Below are 20,146 nucleotides of genomic sequence, written 5' to 3'. Positions count from 1 at the left end.
GCTCAGGGCCTTTCGTAGAATTCCGCCTCGACGATGGACAGCACGGCCGTCGACACGTCTTTCGTTCCCGTCGCCGTATTCGCCTGGTGGGCGACCTCCGTCAGCTTGATGCCGCCGCCCTCTTCCGCCCGACCGGCCAGCTCGATGCGCACGGTGCGGCCCTGCACGGGTTGCAACGGCAGCGTGACGTAGCCGAGGCTCTTCGGCGTCAGGCCGCTCCATGCTTCCCGGCCATCGACATAGACCTTGAGCGGATAGCTGCGCTCGCGCCAGCCCGTCAGTTTCAGCACGACTTGCGCCAGCCGCGCTGGCCGCGCGAGCGTGTACGTGATCGCGGGCGTGGCGCCGGCCTGGCTCGTCCACGCGGTGGTCTCGTCGTCATCGTAGGACTTGATCCCGTCCGGCGCATCGCTGGCGGTCACCGGCACGGCCACGCGCGACACCGTGAACGAGGGCGTGGCGGGCGTCGGTCCGCGGTCCAGGTGAACGGGCGGCATGGGCGGCAAGGCCGCGAGGCCATCCTTCGAAGGCACCGGCTTCGACTCCAGCGCCACCTCGGCCGGCGCCAGGCCTTGCGCGCGGGCCCGGATGACGATGCGCCCCGCCCGCGGTGTCGTGCGCAGCAACACCCGATTGACGCCGCCCTCCACCGGCAGCGCGCGAGAGAGGATGTAATTGTCCGGCCCCTGGGCGATGCCGCCGCGCCATTCGGCCGGGCCCTGCACGTCGAAGTCGACCATGTCCAGCGCGAGCGGATGGCGGCGCCCGGCGGCGTCGACGACTTCCACCTGCACGAGGGCCATGTCGGCGCCATCGGCACGCAGCCCCTGCGGCGACACGATGGGCGTCAGTTTCAACGCGACGGGCGCGCCGGCGGTGGCCAGCGTCGTCTCGCACACGGGTTTGCCCTGCGCGTCGTAGCCGACCGCCTTCAGTTCGCCCGCCGCCCACGCCACCCTGTCGAACGTGAACAGGAAGCGCGCGCTCTGTACGGCCGGCCCGACCTCCTTCCCGTTCAGGAACAGTTTTACGTGGTCCGCACTGGAGACGACCGTCACCGGCTTGACGGTGCCCGCCGGGTAGTTCCAGTGCCCGGCGATGTGGGCGCGCGGATGCTCCACGTCGACCCAGCCGTCCCACATGACCTGGTGCGCGTAGAACGCATCCTTCGCGATGCGCATGGCGTCGACTTCGCCGCTGCGGCGGTAGTTCTCGGCGCCGCGGTGGTGCGTGTTCGAATCGGAGAACACGATGTTCACGCCGCCGCTCGACACGCGGGTGCCGGTGCCGGGACGCTCGCGCCAGTAGTCGTACCAGCGCTGGACGTCCTCGATGGCGAAGCTGTCCTGGTTGCGGTTGTAGACGCTCGCGTCCTGGCCCTTGTGCGGCGGCCCGTCGCCGTCCCTGTGGTACGGCGGAGAGAGCTCATCCCAGTACTTGCGCAGCGCCTCGTCGCGCGCATACTCCATCGCCCACATCGGCATGCCCGCGCTCTTGTTTATGTACAGCATCTCGCCACCGTATTCCGCGACGTGCTGCAACGCCTGGCTCAGCATCTCGCGGCTGCCGGCCGCGCGGCCGCCATCCGGGTCGAATTCGTCGCGCAGCGCCTTCATCGCGCGCATGTGGTCCGCACTGACGCCCTTGTTGCCGCTTTCGTAGAACACGATGCTCGGGTTGTTGCGGTTGTAGACGATGGCATCGCGCATGACGTCGAGGCGCTGCTCCCAGCGGCGGTCCTTCACGTCCCCTTCCGAGTCGCCGGCCGGCATCGCCTCCATCATTCCGAGGCGGTCGAGCGATTCCACGTCCTGCTTCCACGGCGTCACGTGCATCCAGCGGATCAGGTTCGCATTGCTGGCCAGCGCCAGGCCATTGCTGTAATCGGACAGCCACGCCGGCACGGCGCTGCCCACCGCCGGCCATTCGTTCGTCGTGCGCTGCGCATAACCGTGGACCTGGATCACGCGGTCGTTCAATTCGATCATCCCGTTGCGGAACGCCGTCTTGCGAAAGCCCGTGCGGGTCGTGACCGCATCGAGCGGCTTGCCGTCGACCTTCAGGGTCGTCACGACGTCGTACAGGTAGCCGTAGCCCCAGCTCCAGAAATTCAGGCCCGCGACGGGCGCTCCGGCTTTCAACGTGACGGTGGCGCCGGGCGCGATCGCCTGCGCGGGCGCGCCGAAGTGCGCGACGCGCCTGCCGTCCTTGTCGCGCAGCTCGACCTCGTACGCGACCCGGTGCGCCTTCGGGGAATCGTTGCGCACCTGCGACTCTGCCGCGATGGTGGCCTTGCGGTGCGGGATGTCGAAGTCGCGCGCATATACGTACACGCCGGTCGTGCCGAGGCTCCCGTACAGGGGCAAGGTCTGGTACACGGGTTCCGTGACGTGCAGCCGCACGTTCTTCGGCAGGCCGCCGTAGTTCGCGAAGAAGTTCTTGTCGTTCCACTGGTAACGCTGGCCCGTCGCCTGCTCGCGGTAGTCCCAGCTGTTGTCCGTGCGGACGGCCACGACGTTGTCGCCGTCGACGAGCGCCGCCGCGATCTCGACGCCGAACGCATTGATGCCGTTCTCGTGCAGCGCCACGCGCCTGCCGTTGACGAAGATTTCGGCGGCCTGCCGCGCGCCTTCGAATTCGAGGAACACCTTCTGGCCGGGCTTCAGGCCGGGCACCCTGAAATGCTTGCGATACCAGGCGATGCCCGTCGACAAGTCGGCGATGTCCTTGCGGAAGGCATCGTCCTCGTTCCAGGCGTGCGGGAGGCTGACGGCCTTCCAGCCGCTGTCGTCGAAGGCGGGACGCGCGGCGTCTGCCGGGTCCCCGACCGTCAGCTTCCAGCCGGGATTGAAATCGTACAGGGCGCGCGCGGCATGCGCGGGGACGGCGGCGGCGAGCGCCAGCAGCAAGGCAAGACGTGGGTTCATTAAGGTCGGTATCGGGGTGGATGTCGCTAAAATACTAGCAGTCCAGTATTCGACTTTTTCGTGCCCTGGCCAATTACTCAACACGATGAGCGTTGGTCCGGACTGGCCAACGGGCCGGGAACGCTGTTAGCATTGCGGCAGGCGGGCTTGTTCCCGTGCCGCTTTTCCCTTCCCGTATCAACGACTACAAATGACGAAACCATTCAAACGCATCCTGTTCACCGGCGCCGCCGGTAACCTGGGCCGCCGCCTGCGCGAGCGCCTGCACGAATTCGCCGACATCGTGCGCCTTTCCGACGTGGCCGACTTCGGCCCGGCCGCGCCGCACGAGGAAATCGTCCTGTGCGACCTGGGCGACCGCGACGCCGTCATGCGCATGTGCGAAGGCGTCGACGCCATCCTGCACTTCGGCGGCATCTCCACCGAAGAGGAATGGGCGCCGATCATGCAGGCCAACATCCTCGGCATGGTCAACCTGTACGAAGCCGTGCACAAGCTGGGCATCCGCCGCGTCGTCTTCGCCAGCACGAACCACACGATGGGTATGTACAAGACGACGGACCTCGTCGACGCCACGATGCCCCCGCGCGCGGACGGCTATTACGGCGTATCGAAAGTGTTCGGCGAGACGCTGTCGCGCTATTACTGGGACCGTTTCGGCGTGGAGACCGTCTGCATCCGCATCGGCTACTGCTGGCCGGAGGCGACGAACTACCGCCAGCTGGTCACCTGGCTGTCGCTCGACGACCTGGTGCAGCTGCTGCACCGCTCGCTGACGACGCCGCGCGTGGGCCACACGATCACGTTCGGCATCTCGGACAACGAGGGCCGCTGGTGGGACGACCGCCACGCCGCCTTCCTGCGCTACAAGCCGAAGGACAGCTCGCAGCAGTTCGCGGACAAGCTGCCGGCGGAAGTCCAGTATCCGCCTGCGGACGACATCGCGACCTTCTACCAGGGCGGCGTGTTCCTGCACAACGGGCCGAAATACCGCCCGTAACAGGCCCGCCGGCGCGCGTCGGCACGCCGGATGTCGTCTGACGTCCGACCACACCGTCTCCCCTGCGCCAGGCAGGGGCCCAGGTTCCGGCTGCGCAGAAAACTTGGGTCCCCGCCTGCGCGGGGACGACGGTTGTTTATTTTTTCGCAGACTTGTCAGACAAGTGAGTCCGCACAGCTATAATCTGTAGCCTGGACCCACTGTACACAACGCCCGCATGAACTCGCCGACCGCCCTGCTGCCCGCCCGCAAAAAATACCGCAACCTCGCCCAGGGCGTCGTGGAAGAATTGAGCGCGCGCATCCGCCGCTCCGAGTTCAATCCGGGCGACAAGCTGCCGCCGGAAGCCGCGATCATGGAAGAGTACGGCGTGAGCCGCACGGTGGTGCGCGAGGCGATCTCGCAGCTGCAGGCGGGGGGCCTCGTGCAGACGCGCCACGGCATCGGCACCTTCGTGCTGGAACCGCCCGCGACCACGCTCGGCATCGGCACGGATAGCGTGGTGACGGTGCGCGACGTGCTCGCGATCCTGGAACTGCGCATCAGCATGGAGACCGAGGCCGCGTGGCTGGCCGCGTCGCGCCGCACCGAGGAACAGGTGGCGCAGATGGGCCAGGCGCTGGGCGAAATGCAGCGCGCGCTCGAGAATGGCCGCACCTCGGTCGAGGCCGACGTGCGCTTCCACCAGCTCATCGCGGAGGCGACGGACAACCGCTATTTCGTCGAGCTGCTGGGCCAGCTGGGCAGCGCGATCATTCCGCGCGCCCGCCTCAACACCCCGGGTCTCGGCGAAGACAAGCCGGCCGACTACCTCGAACGCGTGAACCGCGAGCACGAGGACATCTATAAAGCGATCCTGCGGCGCGACCCGGAAGCGGCCCGCGCCGCGATGCGCACCCACCTCTCGAACAGCCGCGAACGGCTGCGGGAAGCGCAGCAGCGGCTGCAGGACCAGCCGCGTACCTGATCAGCGGTACTGCAGCGCCACCACCTGCGCGCTGCGGCGCGGCGCGCCGGCCAGCGCCGGATGGACGGACGCGGCCGCCGGCACCCGTTCCAGCGTGAAGATGCTCACGGCCTCCAGCAGTGCCTGCGCCTGCTCCTTCAGGCTGTGCGCCGCCGCCGCGGCCTCTTCGACGAGCGCCGCATTCTGCTGCGTGATGCCGTCCATCTGGTGCACGGCGCTGCTCACTTCCGCGATGCCGTGACCCTGCTCCGCGCTGGCGCGGGCGATGTCGCCGAGGATGCCGGACACCTGGCGGATGGCATCCATGATCTCGTCCATCGTGCTGCCCGCTTCGTCGACGAGGCGGCTGCCCGTGTCCACGCTGTGCACGGACGCGTTGATCAGGTCCTTGATCTCCTTGGCCGCGCCCGCGCTGCGCTGCGCCAGCGCGCGCACCTCCGCGGCCACCACCGCGAAACCGCGCCCCTGCTCCCCGGCCCGCGCCGCTTCCACGGCCGCGTTCAGCGCGAGGATGTTGGTCTGGAACGCGATGCTGTCGATGACGCCGATGATGTCGGCGATGCGTGCCGAGCCATCCTTGATATGACCCATCGTCGACACCACCTGCGTCATCACGTCGCCGCCCTTGACGGCGACCGTGGACGCGCGCGCCGCCAGGTCGTTGGCGTTCTGCGCATTGGCCGCGTTGCGCTGGACGGTCCCGGTCAGCGTCTCCATCGCGCTGGCGCTCTCCTCCAGCGATCCGGCCTGCGCTTCCGTGCGCGCCGACAGGTCGGCATTGCCGGTCGCGATTTCATCCGTCGCCGTCGCCATGTTTTCCGTGCTCGTGCGGATCCTGGCCAGCATGTCGTGCAGGTTGCCGTTGATGGTGGCGATGGCCCCCAGCAGCCGGCCCACCTCGTCGTCGAACTCCACGACGACCTCGCCCGACAGGTCGCCGGCGGCGATGCGGTCGGCCGCGGCGACGGCCTTGTTCAGGTTGCGCATGATGTAGCGGTAGACCATGTACAGGGCGGCGGTCGTCGACACGAGCGACAGCACCATCAGCGCGATGGCGGCCGTCATCGCGCTGCCGGTGGCCTGGTGCGCGTCGGCGACGGCGGCGCCGGTGCGCTCGTCCAGCAGGCGCAGGAAGTCGTTCAGCGGCACCATGATGCGCGCCTTGTTGCGGTGGTAAGCGGCGTCGTGCATGATCGTCCGTGCGAACTCCGCGTTCGGTTCGTCCTTGCGGGTAAAACCGCCGCGGCCGTCGTCGAACAGGCCTTTCACGGCGTTCATCGCGGCGACTTCGGTCTTGACGAGCGCGTCGGACACGTCCTGCGCCTCCTGCAGCTTGGCGAATTCCTGTTCGCTGAAGCCGGCCTTGCGCATCAGTTCCTGCAGCGGGACCGCCTGGCCGCTCGCGGGCGGCACCGCGACGCCGCCCGCGACGAGATCCCAGTAGATGCGCTCGTAATGCGCGGGCCGCGGCCTGGTGCCGTTGCGGATGGCGAGGATGTCCTGGTATTGCTGTTCGTAGCGGCTGTCGCCCGTGACCACGTAGGTGCGGGCGAGGCGCGTGAGGTCGTCGGAGCTCTGGCGCAATTCGTCCGCCAGCAGATAGGACCGGTAGCGCGACTCGCTCGCCTCCGTCGCGCGGCTTTGCGCGACGGACACGCGCTGCAGCGCGGCCAGCATGAGGCCGGCCATGAGCAGGGTCAGGGCCAGCAGGGTGATGAATGTTTGTTTGATCGTAAGATGCCGCATGGTTGTCTCCTCCTCGACATTTACAATCTATCCAAAACTCACCTTACAAAATAGTGGGAAAGCATAAAATTCGGAAATATGTTCTTTATGCGCAACATTAATTCCAAATAAGCAATCGCGTCGTTCCCGCGCAGGCGGGAACCCATACCGAGCATCCTGATCACTTCAGCATGGATTCCCGCTTTCGCGGGAACGACGTGCCGTCAGAAGGCCATCCGCACGCCCGCGCGATAGGTGCGGCCGATCACGTCATACAGCGCCGGATTGATACCGATACTGAGGTTCGTCTGCGGCACGAGCACCGGACCGCGGTCGGCCAGGTTGTCGATCTTGAAGTACAACATCGAGTCCTTCGCGAACGTGTACGTCGCACCGAAGTCGACGTACGTGGCGCCCGGGAGGTGGTTGTCGTAGATCGTCGGATGCGCCGCGGTCGGCAGCGGGCAGTTGGTCTGGCACTCGATGAACTCATTGCTGAACACACCGGCGCTGACCCAGCGCTCCGTCAGGCTGAGACCCAGCTTGCCGTTGTCCCACGACTGGGTCAAGAGCGCCTTCCATTTCGGCGTGCTGCCCGCCATGTTGCCCGCGCCCTCGCTCGGCGTCGTGCCCGGCACGCCCGGGTCGGACAGCGAGTGGATCGTGCGCGTCGCCATGCCGCGCAAGGTGAACATGCCCGGCAGGCCGTAATCACGCAGGTTCGTGCGGTACGCCGTCTCGATGTCGACGCCGCGCGTGTGCAGCGACGCGAAGTTGAAGCTCTGCGCCAGCACGTAGTTGGTGCCGGCCGCACCGTTGATCGACACGGCGCTGCACACGTTCTGGTAGCCCGCGTAGCACAGGTCGACCTCCTGCTGGGGGCCCAGCGAGTTGATCACGTTCTTGACCTTGATGTCGTAGTAGTCGACCGACAGGTTGAAGCCGCGCGCCCAGCTGGGTTGCGAGAGCACGATGCCGAACGAGTTGTTCCGGGCCACTTCCGGCTTCAGGTCCGGGTTGCCCACGTTGCGCTGCTGGATCTGGATGGACGAACCCTGGTTGTTGTTGACGGCCTGGTTCGTCACCGTCATCGCGGCATACAGCTCGGACAGGTTCGGCGCGCGCACGTCCTTCGAACTCACGGCGCGCAGGCGCAGGCCGTCGACGGGCGTCTTCCACGTCGCGCCGATCTTCCACGCGCTCGCATGGCCGGCGGTGCTGTATTTCTCTTCGCGGTCGGCGAGGTTCAGGTTCGCCTCGCCCCACGTGGCCGACTTCAGGAACGGGATGTTGAGCTCGAGGTAGGCTTCCTTCACGTTGAACGCCCCGCGGCCATTGTGGTAGTTCCCCGCGAACCAGTTGTCGCCGCCGGTCGACAGCGTGGTGTCGAGCGGATAGCTCGGGCCATAGCGCGACTGCAGGTCCACGCCGGCGCCGTACGGGTCGCCGACCACCGAATAGTCCTCGCGGCGCCATTCGAAACCGGTGGCCATCGAGATCGGCCCGGCCCAGCCCTCGGCCACGTCGCCGTGCACGTTGGCGCTGACGACGTTCTGGCTCGAATCCGTATGCTGCATCGGCCCGTTCAGCGGCGCGATGTACGACCAGCCGGCCATGTTGATCGGCACGTCGCCGAAGATGTTGATCGGCTGGCAGCCGTTGGCGCGCGCGTTGGCGTCGCGGCAGACGATGTTGCCGCTGGCGTCGCGCACGGCATCGATCGCGTAGTTGTAGCGGCGGTTCAGGGTGATGTCCTGCACGTGGATCACGGTCGTGTTCTCGCCATGTTCCGCGTACGCGTCGTACGACCAGTCCTTGCCGAACAGCGTGAAGCGGCCGTCCGCGCCGACCACGAAGCGGCGCTGCGTGCGCGTCGGGAGCACGGAGATATTGGCGGGGAATTCCGCGTTCGCCGTACCGACCTGCATCACGCCGTTCGCATAGCCGGATGCGCAGCCTGCCGCGATCGACGCCGGCAGGTACGCGTTGTCGCACTTGATGCCGAGGTTGGCCTGCTTGGCCGCGCCCGGGTTCGGCGAGAACACGGATTTCACCTGCGCCCAGTTGCCCGTCACGTAGATCTCGTTATCGGCGTCGAGGTCCCAGGAGACGCGCGTGTACGCGACCTGGCGCTTGAAATTCATCGCCAGGTTCGTGCCCGCGCCCACGCTGCCCGCCAGGTCGCCGCCCACGCAGAAGTTGCCGACGCAGTTCGACCCGTACTGGAACGGGTAAGGCGTGCCGCCCGGACCGAATGCCGTGCCTTTCAGCGGGCCGTCCGTGATCAGGCCGTACTTCGCATACTGGATGTGCTGCGCGTGCTGGATGCTTTTGTAGCGCGGCGCGCCGGCGGCCTGCATCGCCTTCGTCGATTCCTGGAGCGCCGGGTTCTTGTACCAGCTGCGGCCGTTCGCGCCGACTTCGCCGAAGCCCGGCGAATCGATGCCGTTCTCCTTCGTGAACTCGCCGCTCGCCGTCACGTGCAGGCGGTCGTTCATGAAGCCCTTGCCCCACGCGGCCTGCAGGGTGCCATTCTTGTCGTCGTGGTACTTCGTCATGCCGCCTTCGGCATTGAACTTGAAGCCGCTGAATTTTTTGTCGGTGATGAAGTTCACCACGCCGCCCACGGCATCGGAACCGTACGACGCCGACGCGCCGCCGGTCACGACGTCCACGCGTTTTACCAGCAGTTGCGGGAACTGGCTGACGTCCGTGACGCCGGTGACGTTCGCGCCGACGACGCGCTGGCCATCCAGCAGGGTCAGGGTGCGGATCGTGCCGAGGCCGCGCAGCGACAGCGACGACAGGCCCTGCACGCCGCTCGACGTGCTGTACGTGAACGTGGTGCGGCCCGTGCTGCCCTGCAGCGCGGGCAGTTCGGCCAGCGTGTTGAACAGGTTCGGCTTGGCGGATTTCGCCAGGTCGTCGGCCGTCAGCGTCGTCGTCGGCGTCGGCTGGCTGAAGCCGCGCGCGGCGATGCGCGAGCCGGAGACGACGACGGTGTTGACGCCCTCCTGGGGGGCGGCCGCCGCCGGCGCGGGTGCGGGTGCCGATGCGGGATCGGCGGGAGCGGCGGCGCTCTCCTGGGCATGGCCCGGGAGCGCGAGTACGCCGCAGGCACTGGCGACGGCGAGGTGGATCAGGGTCTTGCGGAACTGCTTTGGCATGGTGTCTCCGTTTTTGTTTTATCGGTGTGGTCCGGTTGCGAACCGCGATGCCCGGCAGGGTGCTCTCTTCACCTCATCCCGGTCCGCTGCCTCTGCTTTACACGGTGATAACGCTATCTGTTACCGCTATCATTGCGTAAAATGCATTTTGGACCGCATCGTAAATATGCGTCCAATAACTTTTTTTAATCGCTCGATGCCAAAATCGATATCACTCTATATGCAGCCCCGACAATTTTGTGCTTGCCCTTTTGCCGGCCCACTTGTACGATGACTGACAATTGTTGACACATCATCGCGCCCGCGCGTACTTCCCTGGAGACCCAATGAATCCGCAAGAACTCAAGCAAGTCATGTCGTCCGGCCTGCTGTCCTTCCCCATCACCGACTTCGATGCAGAAGGCAACTTCCGCCCCAGCACCTACATCGAACGCCTGGAATGGCTCGCCCCGTACGGCGCCACCGCGTTGTTCGCGGCCGGCGGCACCGGCGAATTCTTTTCGCTGACGCATGACGAGTACTCGCAGGTGATCAAGACCGCGGTCGACACGTGCGCCGGCAAGGTGCCCATCCTTGCCGGCGCCGGCGGCCCGACCCGCGCCGCGATCGCGTTCGCGCAGGAAGCCGAGCGCCTGGGCGCGAAAGGCGTGCTGCTGCTGCCGCACTACCTGACCGAAGCGAGCCAGGATGGCCTCGTCGCGCACGTGGAAGCCGTCTGCAAATCGGTCAAGATCGGCGTCGTCGTGTACAACCGCGCGCAATGCCGCCTCACGCCGGACTCGCTGGAAAAGCTGGCCGACCGCTGCCCCAACCTGATCGGCTTCAAGGACGGCATCGGCGACATCGAACTGATGGTCTCGATCTGGCGCCGCATGGGCGACCGCTTCAGCTACCTGGGCGGCCTGCCGACTGCGGAAGTCTACGCCGCGGCGTATAAAGCGCTGGGCGTGCCGGTGTACTCGTCGGCCGTCTTCAACTTCATGCCGAAGCTCGCGATGGATTTCTACCACGCGATCGCCAAGGACGACCACGCCACGACGAACCGCCTGCTGGACGAATTCTTCCTGCCGTACCTGGCGATCCGCAACCGCAAGGCCGGCTACGCCGTGTCGATCGTGAAAGCCGGTGCCCGCCTCGTCGGCCACGACGGCGGCCCGGTACGCGCACCGCTGACCGACTTGACGGCGGAAGAATCCGACATGCTGCACAAGCTGATCGTCGCCCAGGGCGGCCAATAAAATAACAAGAACGACCACAAGCAAGGAGAAAACATGACGATTCAAGGTGAAATGATCATCGGCCGCCGCGTCGTGCGCGGCAGCGCCGGCACCACGCGCGCCTTCAACCCGGCCACGCGCGCCCAGATGGAACCGGAATTCGGCCTCGCGACGGAAGACGACGTCGCCGCCGCCTGCAATCTCGCGGAACAGGCCTTCGACACCTACCGCAACCTTCCGCTGGAACTGCGCGCGCGCTTCCTGGAAACCATCGCCGACCGCATCATGGACATCGGCCCCGCGCTGATCGAACGCGCCTCCGCCGAATCGGGCCTGCCGACGGCGCGCCTGGAAGGCGAGCGCGGACGCACGTGCAACCAGCTGCGCCTGTTCGCCAAGGTCGTGCGCGACGGGAACTTCCTCGACGCGACGCTCGATTCCGCCCTGCCCCAGCGCACGCCGCCCCGTTCGGACCTGCGCATGCGCAAGATCCCGCTGGGCCCCGTCGCCGTGTTCGGCGCCTCCAACTTCCCGCTCGCGTTCTCCGTCGCCGGCGGCGACACCGCATCCGCGCTGGCGGCGGGTTGCCCCGTCGTCGTGAAGGCGCACAGCGCCCACCTCGGCACGTCGGAACTGGTCGGTAAGGCGGTGCGCCAGGCGGCCGAAGACTGCGGCATGCCGGACGGCGTGTTCTCGATGCTGATCGGCGAAGGCCGCGTGGCCGGCCAGGCGCTGGCGGCGCATCCGGCCATCAAGGCCGTCGGCTTCACCGGTTCGCGCCAGGGCGGCCTCGCCCTCGTGCGCACGGCGAACGCCCGCAAGGAACCGATCCCCGTCTACGCCGAAATGAGCAGCATCAATCCGGTCTTCATGCTGCCGGGCGCCCTCGCCGCGGGCGGCGCGAAACTGGCCGGCGCCTTCGTCGACTCGCTCACCATGGGCGTGGGCCAGTTCTGCACGAACCCGGGCCTCGTCATCGCCCTCGCCGGCGCGGACCTCGACGCCTTCCGCGCGTCGGCCGCCGCAGCGCTGGCGGCCAAGGGCGCCGGCACGATGCTGACGGCCGGCATCCACCAGGCCTATGTCGACGCCGTCGGCCGCCGCTCCGGCATCGAGGGCGTGCAGCTGGTCGGCCAGGGCAGCGCTGAAGGCACCGGCTGCGCCGCGCAGGCCGCGCTGTACGCCTGCGACGCCGCCACGTACATCGCCAGCCCGGCGCTGGACGAAGAAATCTTCGGCCCGGCATCGCTGGTCATCGCCTGCCGCGACGAAGCGGAGATGCTGGCCGTGGCGCGCCACCTGGAAGGCCAGCTGACGGCCACCGTCCATGCGACGGCCGCCGACCGCGAACTCGCTGGCAACCTGCTGCCGACGCTGGAGCGCAAGGCCGGCCGCGTGCTGTTCAACGGCTTCCCGACCGGCGTCGAAGTGTCGCACGCGATGGTGCACGGCGGCCCGTTCCCGGCCACGTCGGACAGCCGCTCGACGTCCGTCGGCGCCACCGCCATCGAGCGCTTCCTGCGCCCGGTGTGCTACCAGGACGTGCCGCCGGAACTGCTGCCGGAATCCCTGCGCGACGACAATCCCCTGGGTCTCGCGCGCATGGTCGACGGCACGTTGCAGCTCGCGAAATGATCATGAAGTAGACCGCAGTGCCCCATGGGCGGCTGGTACGATGTGCCGGCCGCCCGCAATGGCCGGAGGAGACGCCGGCCAGCGATCGTCAGCAAAAACCATAGACAAGGCCTGACCATGACCCGCAACCGCACCGGCGACGCCGCAGTCGCCAGCCCCGCCGCCCGGCCCGCCGGCGGCAACTACCGGTGGACCATCTGCGCGCTGCTGTTCTTCGCCACCACCGTCAACTACCTCGACCGCCAGGTGCTGAGCCTTCTCGCGCCGTCGCTGTCGAAGGAATTCGGCTGGTCCAACACGGACTACGCCAACATCGCCGCCGCCTTCCAGTTCATCTACGCGATCGCCCTGCTGTTCGCGGGCCGCGTCGTGGACCGCCTCGGCACCAAGACCGCGTACGTCCTCGCTATCGTCATCTGGTCGGCCGGCGCCATCGCCCATGCGTATTCGATCGAGCTGGGCAACGGCCTGAAATCGCTGCTCGGGCTTGCCGTGCCGGCCTCCGTCCTCGGCTTCATCATCGCCCGCACGATCCTCGCGATCGGCGAAGCGGGCAACTTCCCGGCCGCGATCCGCGCCACGGCGGAATACTTTCCCAAGTCCGAGCGTTCGTTCGCGACCGGCATCTTCAACTCCGGCGCCAACATCGGCGCGATCCTGGCGCCGCTGACGGTGCCGGTAATCGCGGCCATCTGGGGCTGGCAGGCCGCATTCGTCTGGATCGGCGCCGTCGGCTTCCTGTGGGTCGTGTTCTGGGCGGTCCTGTTCGACGAACCCGCACGCCAGCGCCGCCTGTCGCGCGCGGAACTCGAGTACATCCGCAGCGATGACGCGGGTTCGGCGCCGGTGGCGGCGACCGGCCCCGCCCCCAGCTGGCGCACCCTGCTCGGCCTGCGCCAGACGTGGGCCTTCATCGTCGGCAAATTCATGACGGACGGCGTCTGGTGGTTCTTCCTGTTCTGGCTCCCGAAATACCTGACCGACAAATACGGCATGGCCACGTCGGACCTCGTGCTGCCGCTGGCCGTCCTGTACAGCATGACGATGGTGGGCAGCATCGGCGGCGGCGCGCTGCCGTCGCGCTTCATGCGCCAGGGCAGCGCGCCGTACGACAGCCGCATGAAGGCCATGCTCCTGATCGCGTTCTTCCCGCTCGTCGTGCTGCTGGCGCAGCCGCTGGGCCACCTGGGCTACTGGGTGCCCGTGATCCTGATCGGCGTCGGCGCATCCGCCCACCAGGCGTGGTCCGCCAACGTGCTGACGATCACGTCGGACCTGTTCCCGCGCCATTGCGTCGCCTCCGTGGTCGGTATCGGCGGCCTGGCGGGCGGCATCGGCGGCGTGCTCGTGACGAAGATCGGCGGCATGCTGTTCGACTACTACGGCGCGCAAGGCCAGATCCAGACGGGCTACATGATCATGTTCACGTTCTGCGCGCTGGCCTACCTGGCCGCGTGGGGCATCATGAAGGTGCTCGTACCGACCCAGGACATGGTCCGCCTGCCCGAGGAGCTGGCGCATGCCTGACGCGATCGTGGAAAGCGTGCGCGGCGTCAGCTGCGCCGTGGGCGAAAGCCCCGTCTGGCACGCCGGCGAGCAGGCGTGGTACTGGGTCGACATCCCCGCCCGCCGCATCTGGCGCCTGGACCATGCATCCGGCGCGACGCGCCACTGGACCGCGGCCGAGATGGTCGCCTGCATCGCGCCGCGCGCCGCGGGCGGCCTGATCGCCGGCATGGAGACGGGCATCTTCGCCGTCGACCTGCAGGACGACGGCACGGTACGGGCGGAGCGCCTGGCCGCGCCGCCCGAACTGGCGCCCGGCATGCGCTTCAACGACGGCCGCACGGACCGCCAGGGCCGCTTCTGGAGCGGCACGATGTGGATGGACATGGCGGCCGCGCTGCCGCTCGGGCGTCTGTACCGCTACGACGGCGCGGGCCTGTCGGCGCCGCTCGTCTCCGGCCTCGTCACCCAGAACGGCCTCGCGTGGTCGCCGGACGGGCGCACGATGTACCTGTCCGATTCGCACCCGACGCGCCGGCGCGTGTGGACGTTCGACTACGACGTCGACGCGGGCGTGCCGCACAACCGCCGGCTGCTCGTGGACATGGCCGCGTACGCAGGCCGGCCGGATGGGGCGGCGATGGACAGCGACGGCTGTTACTGGGTCGCGGGCAATGATGGGGCGAGCCTGCTGCGATTCACGCCGGTCGGGAAGCTGGATCGGGAACTGAAGCTGCCGGTCGCGAAGCCGTCGATGCCCTGCTTTGGCGGGCCGGACCTGGATACCCTGCTGATCACGTCGATCGTGCAGCCGGGGCATGAAGACGACGCATTGGCGGGTGCAGTGCTGCTCGTGCGGCCGGGCGTTTCCGGCGTACCGGAGGTGCCATTCGTGTAGGTTGGGGTGATTGATGCCGGGGCATCAATCACTGCCCACTCGATGGTAAGTCGAACGCCGCAGGTCGGTTAGTTGCAGATGACCGACGTCTGCACGGATGACGCCGATGCGGTATCGTGCTTGTATGAACGACATCCATTTCTACGAACCACGCACCGGCCACGGCCTGCCGCACGATCCTTTCAATGCCATCGTCGGCCCCCGCCCCATCGGCTGGATCTCCACGAAAAGCCGCGCCGGCGTCCCGAACCTCGCCCCGTACAGCTTCTTCAACGCATTCAACTACACGCCGCCGATCGTGGGCTTCGCCAGCATCGGCTACAAGGACACCGTCCGCAATGTCGAGGAAACGGGCCAGTTCTGCTGGAACCTGGCCACGCGCGCCCTCGCCGACCGCATGAATGCCAGTTGCGCGATGGTGCCGCCCGATGTCGACGAATTCGCGCTGGCCGGCCTCACGCCCGTCCCGTCGCGCCTCGTGGACGTGCCGCGCGTGGCGGAAACCCCGGTCTCGTTCGAATGCAAGCTCACCCAGGTCGTCCGGCTGCAGGACGCCGGCGGGCAGCCGGCGCCGAGCTGGCTCGTGCTGGGCGAAGTCGTCGGCGTGCACATAGCCCGCGCGCTGCTGAAGGATGGTGTGTACGACACCGCGCACGCCGGCCACATCCTGCGCGCCGGCGGGCCAGCCGACTATTTCGAGGTCGGTCCCGAGCAACTGTTCCGGATGTTCAGGCCACAGTGATATACGGAATATCTGGCGAAGTAGGCAACATCGCCCGCGATCACGTATGATCGCGTATCGCCGTGGACACGGCGCCCCGTCCGCGCCCGCGCCAGGAGCGCGCGCACTGCCCCGGCCACCACGCCGTGCGGGCAACGGCGGCGCACCACCACCCGCCGCCGGATCGGGCGCGGCGGATGTCCCGGCCTGCCTCCCCGCACGGTCCCTGCCGTGCGCCGGATGGCCGCAACGCATCCATAACATCGTCCGCGCAAAGCGGCATAGGAGAAATCATGAGTACCGAAAGCAGCCTGAACGAGGCTAAAGACACCCAGTTGCGCGCCGACGCGCTTGAGTACCACCGCAGTCCGGTACGCGGGAAGATCGAGGTCGTCGCCACGAAACCCCTGTCGAACCAGCGCGACCTGTCGCTCGCCTATTCGCCCGGCGTCGCCTACGCCTGCGAGGAAATCGCCGCGGACCCCGCCACCGCCGCCGATTACACCTCGCGCGGCAACCTCGTCGCCGTGATCTCGAACGGCACCGCGGTCCTCGGCCTCGGCAACATCGGCCCGCTGGCCTCGAAGCCCGTCATGGAAGGCAAAGGCTGTCTGTTCAAGAAATTCGCCGGCGTCGACGTGTTCGACCTGGAACTGGCCGAGAACGATCCCGATAAACTGGTCGATGCGATCGCGATGCTGGAGCCGACCGTCGGCGGCATCAACCTGGAAGACATCAAGGCGCCCGAGTGCTTCTACATCGAGAAGAAGCTGCGCGAGCGGATGAACATCCCCGTCTTCCACGACGACCAGCACGGCACCGCCATTATCTCCAGCGCCGCGCTCCTCAACGCGCTGAAGGTCGTCGGCAAGGACATCGGATCGGTGAAACTCGTGGCGTCCGGCGCCGGCGCGGCGGCCATCGCCTGCCTCGACATGATGGTGAGCCTGGGCGTGAAGCAGCAGAACGTCTACGTCGCCGACTCGAAAGGCGTGATCTGGCAGGGCCGCGAAGCGAACATGGAGGCGAACAAGGCCAGGTACGCGCAGGCGACCGACGCGCGCACGCTGGCGGACATCGTCGACGGCGCCGACGTGTTCCTCGGCTGTTCCACGGCCGGCGTGCTGACCGCCGACATGGTCAAGACGATGGCCGCCAGCCCGATCATCCTGGCCCTCGCGAATCCGGAACCGGAGATCCGTCCTGAAGTGGCGAAGGCCGCCCGTCCGGACTGCATCATCGCGACCGGCCGTTCGGACTACCCGAACCAGGTCAACAACGTGCTGTGCTTCCCGTACATCTTCCGCGGCGCGCTCGATTGCGGCGCCACCCGCATCACGGACGAGATGAAGCTCGCCTGCGTGAGCGCGATCGCCGACCTGGCCGAGGCGGAAGCCAATGACGCCGTCGCCGCCGCCTACGCCGGCCAGGACCTGAACTTCGGTCCCGACTACATCATCCCGAAACCATTCGACCCGCGCCTGATCGCCGCCATCGCGCCGGCCGTCGCCAAGGCCGCGGAGGCATCGGGCGTCGCCACCCGTCCGATCGCCGACATGGACGCCTACCGCGACAAGCTGGGCGAAATGATCTACCACACCGGCTTCTTCATGAAGCCCGTGTTCGCGAAGGCCAAGGCCGCGCCGAAGCGCGTCGCGTTCGCGGACGGCAGCGAGCCGCGCGTGCTGCGCGCCGTGCAGACCGTCGTCGACGAAGGCATCGCCAAGCCGGTGCTGATCGGCCGCGCGGGCGACGTCGAGAATGCGATCAAGCAGTCCGGCCTGCGCCTGAAGGCGGGCGTCGACTACACGCTGGTCGAGGCGGAAGGCGACACGACGCTGCAAGGCGCGCGCCTGCTGAACGCCGGCCAGGTCGACTCGCTCATCTGCGGCATGACGGGCAGCTACGACACCCACCTCGCGCACGTGAAGAACGAGATCGGCCTCGCGCCGGGCGCCGACGTGCTGGCCGCGATGAACGCGCTCGTGCTCGACAAGATGACCCTGTTCATCACCGACACGTACGTCAACGACAACCCGTCGGCGCAGGAACTCGCCGCGATCACGAAGCTGGCCGCGCAGGAGATGCGCCATTTCGGCCTGGAGCCGAAGGCGGCGCTCGTGTCGCATTCGATCTTCGGCTCGTCGCAGCGCCCGTCCGCGCAGCGCATGCGCGACGCGCGCGCCCTGCTCGCGCAATCGGCGCCGGAACTGCCTGTGCTGGGCGAAGTCCATGGCGACGCCGCGCTGTCGGAAGACATCCGCCGCATCTATCAGTCGAAGGACGATTTCGGCGGCAGCGCGAACCTGCTCGTGATGCCGTCGCTGGATGCCGCCAACATCCTGTTCAACGTGCTGAAGGTCACGTCGGGCAAGGGCGTGACCGTCGGTCCGATCCTGCTCGGCGCGGCGAAGTCCGTGCACATCCTGAGCCCCAGCGCGACCGTGCGCCGCATCGTCAACATGACGGCGCTGGCCGTGGCCGAGGCCTGACAGGATGAACTTCGCGCCGGGCGGCAAGCTGCGTGCCGCGATCAATCTGGGCAACCCGATCCTCGCGCATGCGGCCGGTGACGGCGGCGCGGGCGGCGTCTCCGTCGACCTCGCGCGCGAGTTCGCGCGGCGGCTCGGCGTGGACCTCGAGCTCGTGGTCGTCGACACGGCCGGCAAGTCGGTCGACGCCGTCGCAACCGAGCGCGCGGACATCGGCTTCTTCGCCATCGATCCCGCGCGCGGCGCCGATATCGCGTTCACGGCGCCGTACGTGCTGATCGAGGGCAGCTACCTCGTGAAGGACGATTCACCGATCCGCGCCAACGAGAACGTCGACCGGGCGGCGCACCGCGTCGTCGTCGGCAAAGGAAGTGCGTACGACCTGTTCCTGACCCGGGAGCTCCGGCAGGCGCAGATCGTGCGCGCGCCCTCCTCGCCCGCCGTGGTGCCCACGTTCCTCGAACAGGGCGCGGACGTCGCGGCGGGCGTGCGCCAGCAGCTGGAAGCGGACGCGCGGGCCCGGCCCGGCCTGCGCCTGCTGGACGGCCGCTTCATGGTCATCCGCCAGGCGATGGGCGTGCCGAAATCGCGCGGCGAGCACGCGGCTGCCTCGCTCGCCGCGTTCGTCGAAGAGATGAAGGCGGGCGGCTTCGTGGCGGAGGCGATGACACGCCACGGCATCGAAGGCGCATCGGTCGCCCCGCCTGGGTGATTCTTTGCTAAGCTGTCGAGCTGAAAACGATTTCACACCCAGCCCGACAGCTTATGCCCACACCATCGAAAACCGCAACAGCGCTGGCCCTGACCTGCGCCCTCACGGCCGCAGCACAAGCGGCCGATATTCCCGTCCATACCCTCGACAACGGCAGCGTACGCGCGACCGTCACCGACGCCATCGGCGGCCGGCTGCTGTCGTTCGGGCTGGCGGGCCAACCCAGCTTCATCAAGAGCGACCTCGCGGCCGGCGATCCGCACGTCGCCATCGGCGGAACGACGGACAACGTCGGCTGGCTCGGCCACGAGATCTGGGTCGGTCCGCAAAAGGAATGGTGGTCGCACCAGGACGTGAACCCGGCGCGCGCCGGCGCGCCGTGGCCGCCCGATCCGTGGCTGAGCCTCGCCCGCTACAAGATCGAGGAAAAGCGGCCCGACGCCATCACGCTCGCGAGCCCCGCCAGTCCCGTGAACGGCCTGCAGCTGGTAAAACGCTACGGCCTCGTACCGGGCAAGCCGCACAGCCTGCGCCTGGACGTCGACGCGGCCAACGCGCGCAAGACGCAGGTGGCGTGGGACATCTGGTTCAACACGCGCGCCCACGGGGACACGCGCGTGTACGTGCCCGTCGCGCGCCGCGAAGACGTGCGCCAGCAGGCCATCGAGCCGAAGCCGGACATGGTGCCGCTGACGTGGACGCTGGCGGATGGGCTGTTCTCGCTGGACGCCTACCCCGCCGGCAAGGGCCAGCCGCATCGCAACGGCAAGATGCTGCTGCAGCCGTCGGCCGGCTGGATGGCGGGTTTTCATCGAGGCCAGGTACTGGTGATCCAGTTCGCGCACCAGCCGCGCGCGGCCATCCATCCGGACCAGGGCCAGATCGAGTTGTACAACGACTGGCAGCCGGAAGCGCCCGAGAAGGGATTGATGGAGATGGAGGTGCACGCGCCGTACGTGACGCTGGCACCGGGCCGGCACATGCAGGCGTCCGAGCAGTGGACCCTGCTGCCCTACGGCGGGCCGGATACGCGTGCGGCGCAGGTGGCGTTCCTGCGGGCGCATGCGAAGGAACTGGGCCTCGACGGACTCTGAAAAACGTCGCCCCCGCGGAGGCGGGGGCCCGATTTTGCATGCGCTGACGAGACGCCTGCAGAACTGGGCCCCGGCCTTCGCAGGG

13 protein-coding genes are annotated in these 20,146 nt (G+C 67.7%); 10 read left to right on the top strand and 3 right to left on the bottom strand.

Annotated elements, in window-relative coordinates:
* Nucleotides 1-2: 2 nt before the first annotated feature.
* Nucleotides 3-2,927 (bottom strand): glycoside hydrolase family 2 protein, encoded by a 2,925-nt coding sequence (locus tag ACEN9H_RS12610; RefSeq protein ID WP_413675019.1) that lies wholly within the window; start codon nt 2,925-2,927, stop codon nt 3-5.
* A 190-nt stretch (nt 2,928-3,117) separates the two neighbouring features.
* Here ACEN9H_RS12610 and ACEN9H_RS12605 point away from each other — a divergent pair, with 190 nt between their 5' ends.
* On the top strand, nt 3,118-3,927 hold the full coding sequence (locus tag ACEN9H_RS12605; protein ID WP_371769273.1) for an NAD-dependent epimerase/dehydratase family protein: 810 nt from the start codon (nt 3,118-3,120) through the stop codon (nt 3,925-3,927).
* A gap of 217 nt (nt 3,928-4,144) precedes the next feature.
* Entirely contained in the window at nt 4,145-4,894 is a 750-nt protein-coding gene (locus ACEN9H_RS12600) for a FadR/GntR family transcriptional regulator (protein WP_056125448.1), read from the top strand.
* On the opposite strand, the gene ACEN9H_RS12595 is transcribed toward ACEN9H_RS12600, so the two are convergent.
* Both ACEN9H_RS12595 and ACEN9H_RS12590 read right to left on the bottom strand, forming a co-directional pair.
* Nucleotides 4,895-6,640: a methyl-accepting chemotaxis protein gene (locus tag ACEN9H_RS12595; RefSeq protein ID WP_413675018.1), complete on the bottom strand. Its 1,746-nt coding sequence runs from the start codon at nt 6,638-6,640 to the stop codon at nt 4,895-4,897.
* Between the two features lie 203 nt (nt 6,641-6,843).
* Entirely contained in the window at nt 6,844-9,786 is a 2,943-nt protein-coding gene (locus tag ACEN9H_RS12590) for a TonB-dependent receptor plug domain-containing protein (RefSeq protein ID WP_413675017.1), read from the bottom strand.
* Nucleotides 9,787-10,112: 326 nt separating this feature from the next.
* Between ACEN9H_RS12590 and kdgD the strand changes: the two genes are divergently transcribed.
* The 8 genes from kdgD to ACEN9H_RS12550 all read left to right on the top strand — a co-directional run bounded on the left by kdgD (nt 10,113) and on the right by ACEN9H_RS12550 (nt 20,061).
* Nucleotides 10,113-11,024, top strand: a complete 912-nt coding sequence (kdgD, locus tag ACEN9H_RS12585; RefSeq protein WP_413343899.1) for a 5-dehydro-4-deoxyglucarate dehydratase — start codon at nt 10,113-10,115, stop codon at nt 11,022-11,024.
* Between the two features lie 33 nt (nt 11,025-11,057).
* A complete protein-coding gene (locus ACEN9H_RS12580) occupies nt 11,058-12,638 on the top strand; it encodes an aldehyde dehydrogenase (NADP(+)) (RefSeq protein WP_413675016.1) in 1,581 nt (526 codons plus the stop codon).
* A 117-nt stretch (nt 12,639-12,755) separates the two neighbouring features.
* A complete protein-coding gene (locus tag ACEN9H_RS12575) occupies nt 12,756-14,165 on the top strand; it encodes an MFS transporter (RefSeq protein WP_056125440.1) in 1,410 nt (469 codons plus the stop codon).
* Nucleotides 14,158-15,042: an SMP-30/gluconolactonase/LRE family protein gene (locus ACEN9H_RS12570; RefSeq protein WP_413675015.1), complete on the top strand. Its 885-nt coding sequence runs from the start codon at nt 14,158-14,160 to the stop codon at nt 15,040-15,042. Before ACEN9H_RS12575 ends, ACEN9H_RS12570 begins: the two co-directional genes overlap by 8 nt.
* A gap of 124 nt (nt 15,043-15,166) precedes the next feature.
* Nucleotides 15,167-15,784, top strand: a complete 618-nt coding sequence (locus ACEN9H_RS12565) for a flavin reductase family protein (protein ID WP_413675014.1) — start codon at nt 15,167-15,169, stop codon at nt 15,782-15,784.
* 272 nt (nt 15,785-16,056) lie between these two features.
* Nucleotides 16,057-18,255, top strand: a complete 2,199-nt coding sequence (locus tag ACEN9H_RS12560; protein WP_413675013.1) for an NADP-dependent malic enzyme — start codon at nt 16,057-16,059, stop codon at nt 18,253-18,255.
* A gap of 4 nt (nt 18,256-18,259) precedes the next feature.
* Nucleotides 18,260-18,967 carry an ABC transporter substrate-binding protein gene (locus tag ACEN9H_RS12555; RefSeq protein ID WP_413675012.1) on the top strand — a complete coding sequence of 236 codons (708 nt, stop codon included), beginning with the start codon at nt 18,260-18,262 and terminating at the stop codon, nt 18,965-18,967.
* 53 nt (nt 18,968-19,020) lie between these two features.
* Nucleotides 19,021-20,061, top strand: coding sequence for a DUF4380 domain-containing protein (locus ACEN9H_RS12550; RefSeq protein WP_413675011.1), 1,041 nt, complete (start codon nt 19,021-19,023; stop codon nt 20,059-20,061).
* Nucleotides 20,062-20,146 lie beyond the last annotated feature (85 nt).

Source organism: Massilia cellulosiltytica, from assembly GCF_047325105.1.
GTDB lineage: Bacteria > Pseudomonadota > Gammaproteobacteria > Burkholderiales > Burkholderiaceae_D > Telluria > Telluria orientalis.
This window is presented reverse-complemented; position numbering and strand designations above follow the sequence as displayed.